Raw genomic sequence first — 15301 nt, forward strand, 5'->3', positions numbered from 1 at the left:
GTGCAGGGAAGTTGACAAACTGCGGCGGTCCATCGAAAGAATGTGACAACGTTGTTCCCAGCCACTCTCCGACGCCGCGTTCTGCGGCCGTCGCCGCAGGAGCCCTTCCCGATGTCCGCCGTCTCCGCTGCAAGCGTGCGCCCGAACGTGGCCACCTCCATCGCCATCGTCGGCGTGCTGTTCTTCCTGATCGGCTTCTTCACCTGGCTCAACGGCCCGCTGATCACCTTCGTCAAGCTCGCATTTGAGCTCAGCGAGGTCGGCGCCTTCCTGGTGCTGATGGTGTTCTACCTGTCCTACTTCTTCCTGGCGCTGCCGTCGTCATGGATCCTGCGCCGCACCGGCATGAAGAAGGGCCTGAGCCTGAGCCTGCTGGTGATGGCCGGCGGCGCTGCGCTGTTCGGCGAATTCGCCACCCAGCGCTGGTACCCCGGCGCGCTGGGTGGCCTGTTCGTGATCGGCAGCGGCCTGGCGCTGCTGCAGACCGCGATCAACCCCTATATCTCCATCCTCGGCCCGATCGAAACGGCGGCGCGCCGCATCGCGCTGATGGGCATCTGCAACAAGATCGCCGGCATGCTGGCGCCGGTGCTGATCGGCACCGTGGTGCTGCACGGAATCGGTGACCTGTCGGCCAGCGTGGCCGCGGCCGATGAAGCGACCAAGGCGCAGCTGCTGAACGAGTTCGCCGCCAAGATCCACGCACCGTACCTGGCCATGGCCGGCCTGCTGGTGCTGCTGGCGGTGGCCGTGCTGTTCTCGCCGCTGCCGGAGATCAAGTCGTCCGAAGCCAACGCCACGCCGGTTGCGGCCGGTGCTGCCGAGCGCCGCAGCATCTTCCAGTTCCCGCACCTGTGGCTGGGCGTGCTGTGCCTGTTCGTCTACGTGGGCGTGGAGGTAATGGCCGGTGATGCGATCGGCACCTACGGCCACGGTTTCGACCTGCCGCTGGACCAGACCAAGATGTTCACCTCGCTCACCCTGGGCGCGATGCTGGTCGGTTACGTGGCCGGCCTGCTGCTGATCCCGCGGGTGGTCTCGCAGTCGCGCTACCTGACCATTTCGGCGGTGCTGGGCGTGGTGTTCTGCCTCGGCGCCTGGGCCACCCACGGCTACGTCTCGGTCGCATTCGTCGCCCTGCTGGGCTTTGCCAACGCAATGATGTGGCCGGCGATCTTCCCGCTGGCCATCCGCGGCCTGGGCCGCTTCACCGAAACCGGTTCGGCGCTGCTGGTGATGGGCATCGCCGGCGGCGCGATCATTCCGCAGCTGTTCGCCGTTCTCAAGCAGCATATCGACTTCCAGCTGGTGTTCGTGCTGCTGATGGTGCCGTGCTACCTGTACATCCTGTTCTACTCGGTGGTGGGCCATCGCGCCGGACTGCCGCAGGACAAGGCCTGATCGGCGATGATGGACGGCAGCCAACCCCAGGGAAAACCCATGCGCAGAGCGACCATCAAGGACGTTGCGGAGAAGGCCAAGGTCTCGCTGAAGACGGTCTCGCGGGTGATCAACAACGAACCGTCGGTGATGCAGGCCACCCGTGCGCGGGTGCTGCGTGCCATCGCCGAGCTCGACTACGAGCCCGATCCGTCCGCGCGGAACCTGCGCAGCGGTACCACCTTCGTGATCGGGCTGGTCTACGACAACCCCAACCCGTACCACATCATCGGCGTACAGAACGGCGTGCTCGCTGCGTGCCGCGAGACCGGGTTCGGCCTGCAGATCCATCCCTGCGATTCCAGCTCGCCGCTGCTGGCCGATGAACTGGCCGACTGGGTGCAGCGCTCGCGCTTGGCCGGGCTGGTGCTGACCGCGCCGATGTCCGAGCGTCGCGACCTGATCCAGGCGTTGACCGCGCGCGGCATCAAACTGGTGCGCATCATCGCCGCCACCGAAGACCCGGCCGATGGTGCCTGCGTGTTCGTTGACGACCGCGAGGCCGCCTACGAGATCACCGAGCACCTGATCCAGCTCGGCCACCAGCGCATCGGCTTCCTCTGGGGCGGCATCTCGCACCGCTCCTCGGGCGAACGCTACGCCGGTTACGAGGCCGCGCTGAAGGACTACGGCATGACCGTGGACAAGCACCTGGTGGTGCAGGGCGACTACACCTTCGACGATGGTTTCCGTGGTGCGCGCCGCCTGCTGGCGCTGCGCGAGCCGCCCACCGCCATCTTCGGCTCCAATGACGAAATCGCGGCCGGCGTGCTGGCCGCCGCCAAGTCGGCCGGCATGAACGTGCCCTACGACCTGTCCATCGCCGGCTTCGAGGACAGCCCGTTCTCACGCCAGTCGTGGCCGCCGCTGACCACCGCCAAGCAGGCCACCGAGGACATCGCCCGCCATGCCGCGCGCCTGTTGATCGCGCAGCTGCGCAGCGACGCCTACGACGACGCGCCAGCACCGCTGCACAACCAGGGCTTCGTGCCGCAGCTGGTGGTGCGCGGTTCGACCGCGCCGATGCGCCCGGCCGGCGCACGCCCCCTTCCTTCCGATGCCGCCTGAGCCTGCCATGTCGCTGTCAGACCCCACCGCCACCCTGATGTTCGCCGAGGCCGCTGAAGCGGCCGACGTGGTCGCGCGCCAGTTCTCGCGCAACCACGCCACCATGGAAACCCTGGCCGCCAGCCTTCGCGCGGCGCCGCCGCCGTTCGTGGTCACCTGCGCACGCGGCAGCTCGGACCATGCCGCCACCTACGGCAAGTACCTGCTGGAAACCCAGCTGGGCCTGGTGGTCGCCTCCGCGTCGCCGTCGGTGGGCTCGGTCTATGCCGCGCCGCTGCAGCTGCGTGACGCGCTGTTCATCGTCATTTCGCAGTCGGGCAAGAGCCCGGACCTGCTGCGCAACGCCGAAGCCGCCAAGGCCGCCGGCGCGCGCGTGATCGCGCTGGTCAATGTCGAAGACTCGCCGCTGGCGCAGCTGGCCGATACGGTCATTCCGCTGCATGCCGGTGCCGAGAAGAGCGTGGCAGCGACCAAGAGCTACCTGGCCTCGCTGGCCGCGCTGCTGCAACTGGCCGCTTACTGGAAGCAGGACAGCAGCCTGCGCAACGCGCTGGACCTGCTGCCCGATGCCATGCGCCAAGCGTGGCAGTGCGACTGGAGCGCGGTGACCGAGGGCCTGGTCGGCGCCACCAACCTGTTCGTGCTGGGCCGCGGCCTGGGCCTGGGCGCGGCCCAGGAAGCTGCACTGAAGTTCAAGGAAACCTGCAGCCTGCATGCCGAGGCCTACAGCTCGGCCGAGGTCAAGCACGGCCCGATGGCGCTGGTCGACCGTGACTTCCCGGTACTGGCCTTCGCCCAGCCCGACGAGACCGGCGCCGGTACCCGTGCGGTGGTCGATGAGTTCACCGCGCGCGGTGCACAGGTGTGGCTGGCCGGTGCCGGTGGCAATCTGCCGGTGGCTGCCGCACCGCATCCGCTGTGCGCACCGCTGCTGACCGTGCAGAGTTTCTACCGCGCGATCAACGCGCTGGCGCTGCGTCGTGGTTTCAACCCGGATCTGCCGCCGCACCTGAACAAGGTCACGGAGACCGTGTGATGGCGACCGTGCTGCGCAATGCCCGCATCCTGGTGGGTGACGACTTCCGTGATGACCTGGCCGTGCTGATCGAAGACGGTCACATCACGGCGTTGCTGCCCGACGCTGCGCCACAGCTGGGCCAGGCCGATGAGCAGGTGGACCTGGGCGGCGGCTGGCTGCTGCCCGGCTTCATCGACGTGCAGGTCAACGGCGGGGGCGGCGCACTGTTCAACAACACGCCGGACGTGGCGGCACTGCGCACCATCGCGCAGGCGCACCGCCGCTTCGGTACCACCGCAATGCTGCCGACCCTGATCAGCGACGACCTGGCGGTAATGCGCGACGCCATCGCAGCCCTGCGCGAGGCCATTGAACAGGGCGTGCCCGGGGTGATCGGTATTCACCTGGAAGGCCCGTACATCGCGCCAGCACGCAAGGGCACGCACGACGCCAGCAAGTTCCGCGTGCCGGATGAAGAAGAGATTGCGCTGGCCGCTTCGCTGGACAACGGTGTGACCCTGCTGACGCTGGCACCGGAACGCGTGCCGCTTGAGAGCATCCGTGCGCTGGTCGAGCGTGGCGTGATCGTCGCCGCCGGCCACACCGCCGGCACCTACGAAGAGATCCGCGCAGGGCTGGATGCCGGCGTGCGCGGCTTTACCCACCTGTACAACGCGATGTCGCCGCTGCAGGGCCGCGAGCCGGGCGCGGTGGGGGCTGCGCTGGAAGACCGCGACAGCTGGATCGGCATCATCGTCGATGGCGTGCACGTGCATCCGGCCAGCCTGCGCGTGGCGCTGGCGGCCAAGCCGCGCGGCCGCCTGCTGCTGGTGACCGACGCGATGCCGCCGGTCGGTGCCGACGATCCCAGCTATGTGCTGTACGGCGAAACCATCACCGCCATCGATGGCGTGGTGCGCAATGCCGCCGGTTCGCTGGCGGGTTCGGCGCTGGACATGGCCACCGCGGTACGCAACACCGTGCATCTGCTTGGACAGCCGCTGGCCGAAGCCGCGCGCATGGCCTCGACCTATCCGGCGCAGTTCCTCAACGTCGATGACCGCCTGGGCCACATCGCCGAGGGCTACCAGGCCGACCTGGTGCTGCTGGATGACGCCCTGCAGGTACGTGGCACCTGGATCGCCGGACAGTACGAGGCCGCCTGATGAACGCGACGCCGCCACGCCGGCTGGGCTCGATCGATGCCCTGCGCGGCATCACCGTGGCGGCGATGCTGCTGGTCAACAATCCGGGCGACTGGAGCGCGGTGTTCGCACCGCTGCGTCATTCGGAGTGGCACGGCTGTTCGCCCACCGATCTGGTGTTCCCGTTCTTCCTGTTCCTGGTGGGCGTGTCGATGGCCTTCAGCGTGGCACCGCGTGCGCTGGAGGCCGCTGCACGGCCGGCGCTGGCGCGCGGCGTGCTGGAGCGCGCGCTGCGCATCCTGGTGGCTGGTGCGCTGCTGCACCTGTTGATCTGGTGGGCGCTGCATACCCATCACTTCCGCATCTGGGGCGTGCTGCAACGCATCGCGCTGTGTGCGGCGTTGGTGGGCGTGCTGGCGGTGTATGCACGACCGCGCGTGCAGGTGGGGGCTCTGATCGCGCTGCTGGTGGGCTACACCGTGTTGCTGCTGGGCATCGGTGACCTGGCGCCATGGACCAACCCGGCCAGCCGTCTGGATACCACGCTGTTCGCCCCCTGGATCTACCAGTGGCAGGCCGATACCGGGCTGGGCCATGACCCGGAAGGGTTGCTGAGCACGCTGGGTGCGCTGGCCAGTACCGTGCTCGGCCTGTTGGCCGGTGGTCTGCTGCGCAGCGGTCGTGCGGCGGCATTGGCTGGCCTGGGTGTGGCAACCGCCGTGCTGGGGCTGCTGCTGGCCACGGTGCTGCCGTTGAACAAGCAGCTGTGGACGCCCAGCTACGTGCTGTGGACCGGTGGCCTGGCCGCGCTGGCACTGTGGCTGGGCCACGTGCTGATCGACCAGAAGGGCTGGCCGGCACTGGGCAGGCGCTTCGGCGTCAATGCGATCACGGCGTATCTGGGCGCATCGGTGATGTCGGTGGTGCTGATGGCCAGCGGTGCCTGGGGCTGGTTCTGGCAGCAGTTGGCGACCGCCATGCCGCAGGCGCTGGAACTGGCCTCGATGCTGCAGGCGATGGCGTTCGTCGCACTGTGGTGGGGCGTGGCGTGGTGGCTGGACCGGCGGAAGATCTATCTGAAGATCTGACGGCATCTCATCCACGCCATGCGTGGATGCTTTCCGCGGCGGCCCGTGACCGCCGCAAAGATGAAGAGTTTCAGCCACGTGGACGTGAGGTGATGCCCGATCAATTTCGCAACTGAACTGTGATAGCCGCCACGAAATTTCACCTGCCGAAACCGTTCACCACACGGCAGACTGCCTGCGCAGTACCGCATATCCGCAGTTCCTGATCCCTTGTCCAGGAGTGCTGTATGTCCCGTGCCGTTCCGCGCGCTTTCCGTCCATGCCGCCTCACGGTTTCCGCGCTGCAGGCCCTGACTGTCCCGTCCATCCTGCTGCTGACCGCCGGCGCCGCCTGGGCCGGCTGTGACACCGTCGCTCCGGTTGCGGGCCAGACCGTCACCTGCGATGCCAACGCACCGAATCCGCAGACGGTGCCGATCACCGCCACGGGCGCGGCCGGCGTCACTGTCAACGTCGACAGCGGTGCGCAGCTGCAGCAGAGCGGCGGCGCCAGCGCCATTGCGCTGGTGGGTGCTGGCGGGCACCTGCTGTCCAACCTGGGAACGATCGGTTCGATCGGTGGCGTGGCCGTGCAGCTCGGTGGTGGCAGCCGCGTCGACAACACCGGGAGCATCAATACCGGCAACAACACGGCCCTGCAGTTTGTGGGTGCCGGCGACAGCGTGCTGGTCAACCGCGGCACCATCAGCGGGCGCACCGGCGTGCAGTTCGGTGTCGGCAATGATCGTCTCGAGATGCAGGGTGGCAGCATCACCGGCGGCGTGCTGCAGGGCGACGGCAATGACGTGCTGTTGCTCAGCGACGGCACGATCGACAGCGTTGACCAGGGCACGGGCGATGACCAGATGACGGTCAGCGGCGGCACGGTCACCGGCGTGGTGGCGCAGGGCAGCGGCCGCGATGATTTCATCATGACCGGCGGCACGATCGGCGCGCTGCAGCAGGGCGACAACATCGACACCTTCCGCATGAGCGGTGGCCGCATCATCGGTGCGTTCGAGGATGGCGACCAGGCCTGGATGACCGGCGGCCGCATCGGCCGCGTCAACATGAAGCTGGACAAGAACCTGTGGGACCAGTCTGGCGGCACCGTTGACGGCAACGTGGTGACCGGCTTCGACACCGATACCATCATCATCTCGGGTACGGCCTATATCGGCGGCAACATCAGCGTCAGCGGCGGCAACGACAGCGTGACCATCACCGACGGCACCGTGCGCGGGCAGGTGCTGCTCAGCACCGGCAACGACACCTTCAACTGGAACGGGGGCGGCATCGTCTACGGCGCGATCGACATGGGCCCGGACAACGACGTGGCCAACCTCAGCAACCTCAACCAGGGCAACCTCGGTGCGGTGCCGCTGTTCGACGGCGGCAGTGGTATCGACCAGCTCAACCTGAGCAACGTCAAGACCGCAGGCGTGGGCCGCTTCCAGAACTGGGAGACGATCAACCTGGCCAACAGCACGGAGCTGAGCTTCGATGGCGACCTGGTGCTGGGCGACAGCAGTACCGGCACCGGCACGCTCACGGTGGATGACACCAGTACTGTGTACGCGGGCAGTGGCGGCCATGCCATCCGCCCGTTCAACAGTGGTGCGCTGGTGGAGATGGTCAATGCCGGGCGCATCGACCTGACCGGTACCGGCGCGGGCGACGTGTTCACCGTGCGTGGCAATTATCGAGGCGATGGCGATGGCGGTGGCCTTTACCTGCGTACCGTGCTGGGCGCGGACAACTCCACCAGCGACCGACTGGTGATCGACGGCGGTACTGCCACCGGGACCACCGGCATCGGCGTGCTCAATGCCGGCGGTAGCGGCGCCGCCACGCTGGCCGATGGCATCCTGGTGGTGCAGGCCTTGAATGGTGGCCGCACCGCGCCGGGCGCGTTCTCGCTGTTCGCACCGGTCGCCGCCGGTGCCTACGAGTACTTCCTGTTCAAGGGCGGTGTCAGCGCTGGCACCAGCGAGAACTGGTACCTGCGCTCCACGCTGGTCAGCGGGCCGACGCCGGCACCCAATGGCGGCGGTACTGCCGTACCACCACCATTGACGCCGCCGGTGGCACCACCGCCGCCGATCACCCCGGCACCGCCGCCGCCACCGGAAGGCGCCACCGATCCTGACCTGACCGCCGGCGAGACCGCGCCGCCACCGCCGCCACCGGAACCGGCGCCGGTGGCGCCGCCCAGCGACCCGGCCGTGCCGGACGTGCCGGTGGCCGGTGGTGCGCTGCCCGGAACCGGTACGCCGCCGACGCCGGGCGCACGGCCCGCCGAGGGCGCAGTGGTACCGCTGTACCGCGTGGAGACCGCCGCCTATGCGGTGGTGCCGCCGCTGCTGCGCGAGACCTCGCTGGCCAGCCTCGGTACCTTCCACGAGCGGCAGGGCGAGCAGCGCCTGCTGTACAACCAGGGCGCGTTCCGCACCGCCTGGGGGCGGTTGGTGGGGCAGAGCAGCGAGATCCATTGGAAGGGGGATGCGCAGCCGGGCTTCGATGGCGATGTGATGGGCCTGCAGGCCGGTCTGGACGTATGGGCCGCTGCCTCCGACAACCATCGCAACCAGATCGGCGTGTTCGTCGGTCGCACCCGCGCGCAGGGCAGGACCACGGGTCTGGCACTGGGCTGGGAGAACGTGCAGGTAGGCCAGAACCGCCTGGACGACAAGCATGTGGGCCTGGACTGGACGCTCACCGACAGCAGTGGTGGCTACATCGACGCCGTGGCGATGCAGAGCCGCTACGACGGCCGCGTGCGTTCCTTGCGTGGGCTCGGCTTCGGAATCAAGGGCGATGGCACCAGTGTGTCGGTGGAGGCCGGCAAGCCGCTGCCGCACTTCGGTCAGTCCGCATGGTGGCTGGAACCGCAGGTGCAGGTGATCTGGCAACGCACGTCGCTGGACGACCGCCGCGATGAGGTGTCGCGCGTGCGTTTCGACAACGACAACGCCTGGACGGGCCGCGTCGGCCTGCGCCTTGCCGGCGATTACCAGCTGGCTGACAACGGCTGGCAGCCGTACTTCAAGCTCAACTACTGGCATGGCCGTTCCGGAGAGGATCGCATCCGCTTCGACGATGACACGATCATCAATTCGCAGCGCTCACGCGCGCTCGAAGCCGGTGTGGGCGTGGTCGGGCGCTTCAACCGCACCATCAGTGCGTACGCGGTGGCCGACTACACCCGCGAACTGGGCGGTGACCGCAACGAGAAGCGCCGCATCATCGAAGGCAACATCGGCCTGCGCGCGGACTGGTAGCGCCGGGCCATGCCCGGCGGCATGACCCGCTCTGGTAGGTGTCGACCTGAGTCGACACGAATCCTGCCACCGTCATGACTCTGTAGAGCCGCGCCATGCTCGGCTGCTTCAGTCGTGTTCCTCCAAAGCCGAGCATGGACTCGGTTCTACAAAGGCTATCCGCGCAATGGCGGGCATGATCCGCCACGGCTATGCTGTAGATCTGACCCAACGACAAGGAAACGTCGCATGCAGATGCGCAAGGGACTGCGTGGGATTGGTGCACTGATGCTGATCCTTCTGGCAGCCAACGCAACGGCCGCCGCTGCGTCCACCACCGAAATACCTTCGCCGGATGCACAGGTGCAGATCCTGGATCTGCTCGAGCATGAAGCCTTGTATCGGGACAAGGTGGACTGGCCTGCCGCTCGAAAGCGCCTGGCGTCGTTGCAGGCGTACCCGGGTGCGTTGCATACCGCCCTGCGTGAGATCATCGTGGAGAGCACCGGGGGCCATGGTGTCTGGATGACGCTTGCACGCAAGCGTGAAGTCACGGAGCGCTCGAAGCAGGTCGGCGCTGAGGCCGTTGCCAAGGCGAAAGTGGCTGGTGCAGTCGATGCACGCATTGGCTGGGTGGTCATCGAAGGCTATGCCGCTACGCCACGGGCTACGCGGCAGGACGAGTTCAATCAGGACATCCAGCGCGCCCTGCAATGGCAGGATGTCATCCGTGGCAAGGACAGCGGCGATCGCTGTGGCTGGATTGTTGATCTGCGCAGCAACAGTGGGGGCAACATGTGGCCGATGCTGCTGGGTGTTGCACCGTTGCTGCGCACTTCGTCGACAGGCGTGGAAGAGGTCGGGTCGTTTGCTACTGCCCGCGGGCCGCAGCGCTGGAGTCTGACGCCGACCATGGTGCAGGTCGATGGTCGTCCCACGCTGGGATTCGGTCGACCGGGGTATTCCCTCAAGCAGCCCGGCGCGCCCGTCGCCGTTCTGGTCGGGTCGAATACCGCCAGCTCTGGCGAAGCAACGATGCTGTCGTTCAGGGGGCGGCCACAGGCGCGGAGTTTCGGGCGGTCGACAGCGGGCTTCTCGACAAGCAACGTCACGCGCACCTTGGTGGATGGCAGCGTGTTTTCGATGACGACCGCGGTGATGAAAGACCGCACTGGCGTTGGTGCCGGTGCCAGGATTACTCCGGATGAACCGACGACAGGCGATGCGGCCACCCTTGCCGCCGCCCAAGCCTGGCTGCTGGCCCAGCCCGCCTGCCAGGCGCGCTGATCCATGATCCTGATCGGCCAACAGGAACGGGTGCTGATCGTCGGCCCCACCGAAGCCCACCACTGCCTGCGCTGTGGGGCGGAAACCGAGTTCGCCCCGCAGCTGCGCTACAAAATGGCGCGCATCGACCTGCTGTTCGGCTTCACCTACCAGCGCCGCTACGAGCTGGCGTGCACCCGGTGCGAACACGGCTGGGTGCTGGACACCGAGTCCATGGACCAGCAGCTGGGCGGGGTGCCGATCCCGTGGCGGCACCGTTTCGGCCTGCCACTGATGCTGGTGGGCCTGGCTGGGCTGGCCTCCCTGGGCTGGCTGTGGCGGCACGGATTCCTCGGTTGAGGACCGGGCCTGTTAAAGTCTGCCCTGCAATCACGTACCGGAAGCGACCATGGACCACGACACCCCGTTCGACCCCCTCAACGACCTCGAGGTGCGCCTGCTGCAGGCCCAGGACGGCACGCTGACCGCATCGCAGTTCCTCGACGGCCTGCTGACCTCGACGGCGTTCGTGCTGCTGGACAAGGCCATCGGTGAGGACGGTGCGTGGGACGAGAGCATCTCACCGCTGGTGCTGACCAGCGAGAGCGGCGAGCCGATGTTCGCGGTGTTCACCGCCCCCGAGCGCGCCGGCCTGTGGCATGAGCAGTTGCCACAGTTCGCCCACGCGATGCCGATCGCGGTGCACGCGCTGCTGGCCGGTATCGGCGACGGCGTCGGCCTGGTGCTGAACCCGGGCCTGGACGTGGGCATGGAGATGATTCCCGATGCAGTGGCCCAGCTGAAGCAGCGTGCGGCGGCGATCACCCGTGGGATGGCGCATTGAAGCCAGCGATAAAGGGGTGCCGGCCAGCGGCCGGCACTACCCATGGGAGTCGGTGCGCGGCTGCCACGGCGGTTGCGGATCAGCGGGCGGCGGCGATGGCTTTCACCCGCGCCTTGGCCAGCGCCTCGCCAATGGCCGGCCCCTTCAGGTGCGTGGTATCCAGATCACGTGCCTGCACTGACAGCGCCGCCTGGTGCAGGCGCTTGAGCGTTTCACCCTGCGGATAGTCGGCATCCTCGAAGCCGAGCCGGCCGCGTTTGTCGGCCTCGCAGCACAGCGCGATGCGCGCCACGCGTTCGGGGCGGCGCAGCGCATCACAGCGGCCCAGCAGTTCCAGCACGGTGGCATCGCGTAGTTCGTCAATGCGATGCACGTTCAGATGCTCACGGCAGACCGCTTCGGCCAGCTGCTGGTGTTCGGTCGGCACCTTCAGTCGCGCGCATAGGGCCTTCAACGGCTTGATGCCACGCTGCTCGTGCATGACGTGGCGCGGCCATTCCTCCGGTGGGGTCAGGCCCTTGCCGAGATCGTGGGTAAGCGCGGCAAAGCCGACCAGGTCATCGCTGGGGGCCAGCTTCGCGGCCATGTCGCTGACCATTTCCTGGTGGATGCCGGTATCGACTTCCGGGTGGAATTCGGCACGCTGCGGCACGCCATACAGCGCTTCCAGCTCGGGCAGGATCGGGCCCAGTGCATGTGCGTCGTGCAGCGTGCGCAGGAAGGCGGAGGGCCGCTCACTGACCAGCGCCTTGCGCAGTTCCTGCCACACTCGCTCCGGCACCAGTGCCTCCAGCTCGCCACTGGCGGCGACCTCACGCATCAGTGCCATGGTTTCCGGCGCGACACTGAACCCCAGTGGCGCGAAGCGCGCCATGAAGCGCGCCGCGCGCAGCACGCGCAACGGATCTTCCACGAACGCAGGGCCGACATGGCGCAGCACGCGTTGCTCGATATCACGCACGCCGCCGTAAGGATCCACCAGATGGCCGGTATCTTCGTCGCAGGCAATAGCGTTGATGGTGAAGTCGCGGCGCTGCAGGTCCTCTTCCAGCGTCACTGCCGGATCGGCATCGACAACGAAGCCGCGATAGCCGCGGCCGGACTTGCGCTCGGTGCGCGCCAGTGCGTATTCCTCACCGCTCTTCGGGTGCAGGAACACCGGGAAATCGCGGCCCACGGCGGTGTAACCCAGCGCCTCCATCTGCGCGGGCGTGGCGCCGACCACCACCCAGTCGCGGTCGCCGGCAGGACGCTGCAGCAGGCGGTCGCGCACGGCGCCGCCGACAAGATAGATCTTCATGGGCGGGATCATCGCACGACCGCGGTGCGATCAATCCCCGCCCTGGTCAGCGTTGGCGGCGCAGCTGAAGTTCTTGCGCTTGTCGACCAGGCGGCCCATCAGGCGGTCGCTCAGCGGCAGGGCATCGCCGTTGAGACGCCAGTCGTAGATCACGCTGAAGGCCAGCACGCGGGCGACGTACTCGCGGGTTTCCTTGTAGCTGATGGTCTCGATCCACAGGTCCGGATCAAAGCCCGGGCGCTGGCCCTGCCAACGTGCGGTCGGGGTCGGGCCGGCGTTGTACGCGGCGATGGTCACGTACGGCAGGCCGTCGTACTTGTTCATCAGCTGGCGCAGGTAGGCGGTGCCGATGGCGATGTTGGTGTCCGGGTCGTACAGGCTGTCGGCGCCGCCATAGCCGGTCAGGCCGATGGACTTGGCCACGCTGGCACCGGTGGCCGGCAGCACCTGCATCAGGCCCATGGCATTGGCGGGCGAGCGCGCGCGCGGGGTGAAGGTGCTTTCAGCGCGGATCTCCGCAGCCACCCAGGCCGGGTCGATCGCATTGCGTGCTGATTCACGGCGGATGGTGGCGTCGTGGTGCAGCGGGAAGCGCAGGTCGTACAGGCGCTGCTCCTGCGGCTGCTTGCCCAGTGCGAACACGGCGCGATCAAACCAGCCGTTGTCCTGCGCCACGCGCACGGCGAGCCGGCGCTGGGTGTCATCGAAGCGCGACAGCGCGCTGTTCCACTCAGCCACGGCCCAGCCGGTGCGGTCGATCTGGTACAGCGCCATCGCGCGCTGGATGGCCGGGTCACGCGCGATCGCCGCCTGTGCCTGCGCACTGTCATTCGGCTTCCACGGACACAGCGTGTAGCCCTGCTGCAGCTTGTCGGCGGCAAGGAAACCATGGAAGGTCGGTGCGCGCGCGGCATCGCGGAACAGCGGCTGCGCCTGCTGGGCCTGGCCTGTCTTTTCCAGCATGCGGCCTTCGAAGTAGCGCCAGCGCGGGTCGCTGCGCTGCTTGCTGCCCATCTTGCGGATCGCGGTCAGCGCTGCCGGCCAATCGCCGCGCGACATTGCTTCGCGCACGCGCCATTCGTGCAGCCGCTCGTCGTAGGCCGACTCCGGTACCGCGTTGAGGCGGCGTGCCGAATCGGGCAGGTAGGAGGCCACCGTCCACAGTGCGATCTGGTACAGCACCTGGCCCTGCTGCCCGGCGCTCAGGCCCAGCGCCTGCGCGTACTGCGGCAGCTGCTGTTCGGTGGCGGCCGGGTCGGCCTTGGCCAGCTTGGCCAGGCCGTCGGTGGCGATGCGCCGGCTGCGCTCGTTGCGCGGCCAGTTCAACGCGCTGGCATTGGGCGTGTCGACGAAGGCGGCGTAGCTGTTGGCCTGGGCCAAGTCGGCGGCGGGCAGGCCGCGCGCGGCGCTGCGCATCACTGCCGGTTGCTGTGCGTCGGCGGCAGCGTCGATGCGTTCCCAGCGCAGGGCGTCGCTCAGGCCGCCTTGTGCCTGCAGCACGGCGAATACCGCGTCGCAGCCGTCCGGCAGCGACTTGCCGTTCTTGCGCCACAGGTCCTGCGCTTCGCTGATCCACTGCGGATCGACCTTGCCGGTCACCTGGCGTGCGGTCAGCTGCGCACAGCGCAGCCCGACGTTGTCGGTGGGCGCCCAGTTGGCCAGCAGGGTCGGCCAGTCCTGGCGGCGCGCGACGGAGGGCAGCCAGACGCTGCGGAAGGTGGTGGCCACGGCCTGGCCGTCGTAACGCTTGAGGAAGGCCTGCGCCTGCGCGGTATCGACCGTGTCGATGTTGCGGCGCAGGTTGGCGTACTCCAGCCAGCCATACGCAGGATGGCGGCTGAGCGCAGCGGCCTGGCCAGGATCGAACTGGCCACGTTCGGCCGCAGCGATCGCGGCCTTCAGCTGCGCGTTCTGGGCGTCGAGGGACTGGGCGTTGGCGCAGCCGATCAGCAGCGTGGTGGCCAAGGGCAGCAGGGACAGGGCGGTGGGAGTGCGTCGGGTCATGGCGACCAGCATAGCGGGGGCTGGCTGAATTCAGTTTCGCATCGCATGCACGCCGCGGATGGAGTGGGCAGGCGATGGACCTTGGCGGGGCGGGGAAGCGCATGCACGGTGCGGCAGAAGCGAAAACCCTGGCGGGTATCGCAATCGTGCGATGATTCTGGCACAGCGCGGCCCGCCTGCCGTGGGTCGCTGTTTCCGCGAGGGAGCGTGGTATGCGCTATGCGTCTTTGCACGGTGGTGCGCTGATGTCCGGCATCAATCTGGCGCCGCTGGTGGATGTGCTGCTGGTGTTGCTGGCGCTGGTGGTGACCACCTTGCCGATGGCGCAGACGACGGCGGTGCGGCCGTTCGAACAGCGCACGGTGTGCCCGCCGGGGCCCGGCCACGCGCTGCCGGCATCGATCGCGCTGCGCCTCGATGCGGCCGGCGGCGTGTACTGGAATGGCCGGCCATTGGACAACCCGGCACTGCAGCGCGCGCTTGCCCAGCTCCAGCAGTTGCCGCCGGCGCGCCAGCCCGCGCTGCACCTGACCACCGCCGACAGCACCGACTACGGTGACATGGCGCGGGTGCTGCTCGCCATCGAGGAGCATGGCCTTCGCGTCACGGCGCAGGCCTACTAGCGGCGGCCGCCCAAAGCGCGCTTGATGACCGCGGGGAAATCTCGGCGCGTGCTGTCGTGCCCGGCATTAAACCGTCCGCTTCGAACAGTACCGTCCGGTCTTTAACTGCACCCATCTGACGCAATCGGTCGTCAATTGCGTCAATTCCACGTGAAAGGGTGTCGATCGTCACGCCGGGAATTTTACCGCTTGTTTACAAAGGAGACGCTGCCGCCCTGCAGGGGGGACGCGGCAGTCCATGTCCCGACATTCCTTTGGAGAGAGAG

At 67.8% G+C, this 15301-nt stretch carries 12 protein-coding genes; 10 read left to right on the forward strand and 2 right to left on the reverse strand.

Features of this window, described 5'->3' with window-relative positions; genetic code table 11:
* Positions 1 to 111: 111 nt before the first annotated feature.
* The 9 genes from QZ853_RS09210 (at position 112) to QZ853_RS09250 (ending at position 11108) form a co-directional block, all read left to right on the forward strand.
* On the forward strand, positions 112 to 1401 hold the full coding sequence (locus QZ853_RS09210) for a sugar MFS transporter (protein ID WP_295566921.1): 1290 nt from the start codon (positions 112 to 114) through the stop codon (positions 1399 to 1401).
* Positions 1402 to 1440: 39 nt separating this feature from the next.
* Positions 1441 to 2508: a LacI family DNA-binding transcriptional regulator gene (locus tag QZ853_RS09215; RefSeq protein WP_295572215.1), complete on the forward strand. Its 1068-nt coding sequence runs from the start codon at positions 1441 to 1443 to the stop codon at positions 2506 to 2508.
* 7 nt (positions 2509 to 2515) lie between these two features.
* Positions 2516 to 3544: an SIS domain-containing protein gene (locus QZ853_RS09220; RefSeq protein WP_295572217.1), complete on the forward strand. Its 1029-nt coding sequence runs from the start codon at positions 2516 to 2518 to the stop codon at positions 3542 to 3544.
* Complete coding sequence (nagA, locus tag QZ853_RS09225; RefSeq protein ID WP_295572219.1) at positions 3544 to 4692, forward strand: N-acetylglucosamine-6-phosphate deacetylase; 1149 nt, start codon at positions 3544 to 3546, stop codon at positions 4690 to 4692. Before QZ853_RS09220 ends, nagA begins: the two co-directional genes overlap by 1 nt.
* Complete coding sequence (locus QZ853_RS09230) at positions 4692 to 5759, forward strand: heparan-alpha-glucosaminide N-acetyltransferase domain-containing protein (RefSeq protein ID WP_295572221.1); 1068 nt, start codon at positions 4692 to 4694, stop codon at positions 5757 to 5759. Before nagA ends, QZ853_RS09230 begins: the two co-directional genes overlap by 1 nt.
* A 227-nt stretch (positions 5760 to 5986) precedes the next feature.
* Positions 5987 to 9019, forward strand: coding sequence for an autotransporter outer membrane beta-barrel domain-containing protein (locus tag QZ853_RS09235; protein ID WP_295572223.1), 3033 nt, complete (start codon positions 5987 to 5989; stop codon positions 9017 to 9019).
* A gap of 228 nt (positions 9020 to 9247) precedes the next feature.
* Complete coding sequence (locus tag QZ853_RS09240) at positions 9248 to 10285, forward strand: S41 family peptidase (RefSeq protein ID WP_295572225.1); 1038 nt, start codon at positions 9248 to 9250, stop codon at positions 10283 to 10285.
* A 3-nt stretch (positions 10286 to 10288) separates the two neighbouring features.
* Entirely contained in the window at positions 10289 to 10624 is a 336-nt protein-coding gene (locus tag QZ853_RS09245) for a hypothetical protein (RefSeq protein WP_286069887.1), read from the forward strand.
* Positions 10625 to 10673: 49 nt separating this feature from the next.
* Positions 10674 to 11108 carry an SseB family protein gene (locus tag QZ853_RS09250; RefSeq protein ID WP_049429399.1) on the forward strand — a complete coding sequence of 145 codons (435 nt, stop codon included), beginning with the start codon at positions 10674 to 10676 and terminating at the stop codon, positions 11106 to 11108.
* A 79-nt stretch (positions 11109 to 11187) separates the two neighbouring features.
* On the opposite strand, the gene QZ853_RS09255 is transcribed toward QZ853_RS09250, so the two are convergent.
* Both QZ853_RS09255 and QZ853_RS09260 read right to left on the reverse strand, forming a co-directional pair.
* Positions 11188 to 12408 carry a multifunctional CCA addition/repair protein gene (locus tag QZ853_RS09255; protein WP_295572227.1) on the reverse strand — a complete coding sequence of 407 codons (1221 nt, stop codon included), beginning with the start codon at positions 12406 to 12408 and terminating at the stop codon, positions 11188 to 11190.
* A 30-nt stretch (positions 12409 to 12438) separates the two neighbouring features.
* Entirely contained in the window at positions 12439 to 14424 is a 1986-nt protein-coding gene (locus QZ853_RS09260; protein WP_295572230.1) for a transglycosylase SLT domain-containing protein, read from the reverse strand.
* Positions 14425 to 14624: 200 nt separating this feature from the next.
* Here QZ853_RS09260 and QZ853_RS09265 point away from each other — a divergent pair, with 200 nt between their 5' ends.
* A complete protein-coding gene (locus QZ853_RS09265; protein WP_295572232.1) occupies positions 14625 to 15035 on the forward strand; it encodes a biopolymer transporter ExbD in 411 nt (136 codons plus the stop codon).
* Positions 15036 to 15301 lie beyond the last annotated feature (266 nt).

Origin of the sequence: uncultured Stenotrophomonas sp., assembly GCF_913778665.1 — a bacterium.
Classification (GTDB): Bacteria; Pseudomonadota; Gammaproteobacteria; order Xanthomonadales; family Xanthomonadaceae; genus Stenotrophomonas.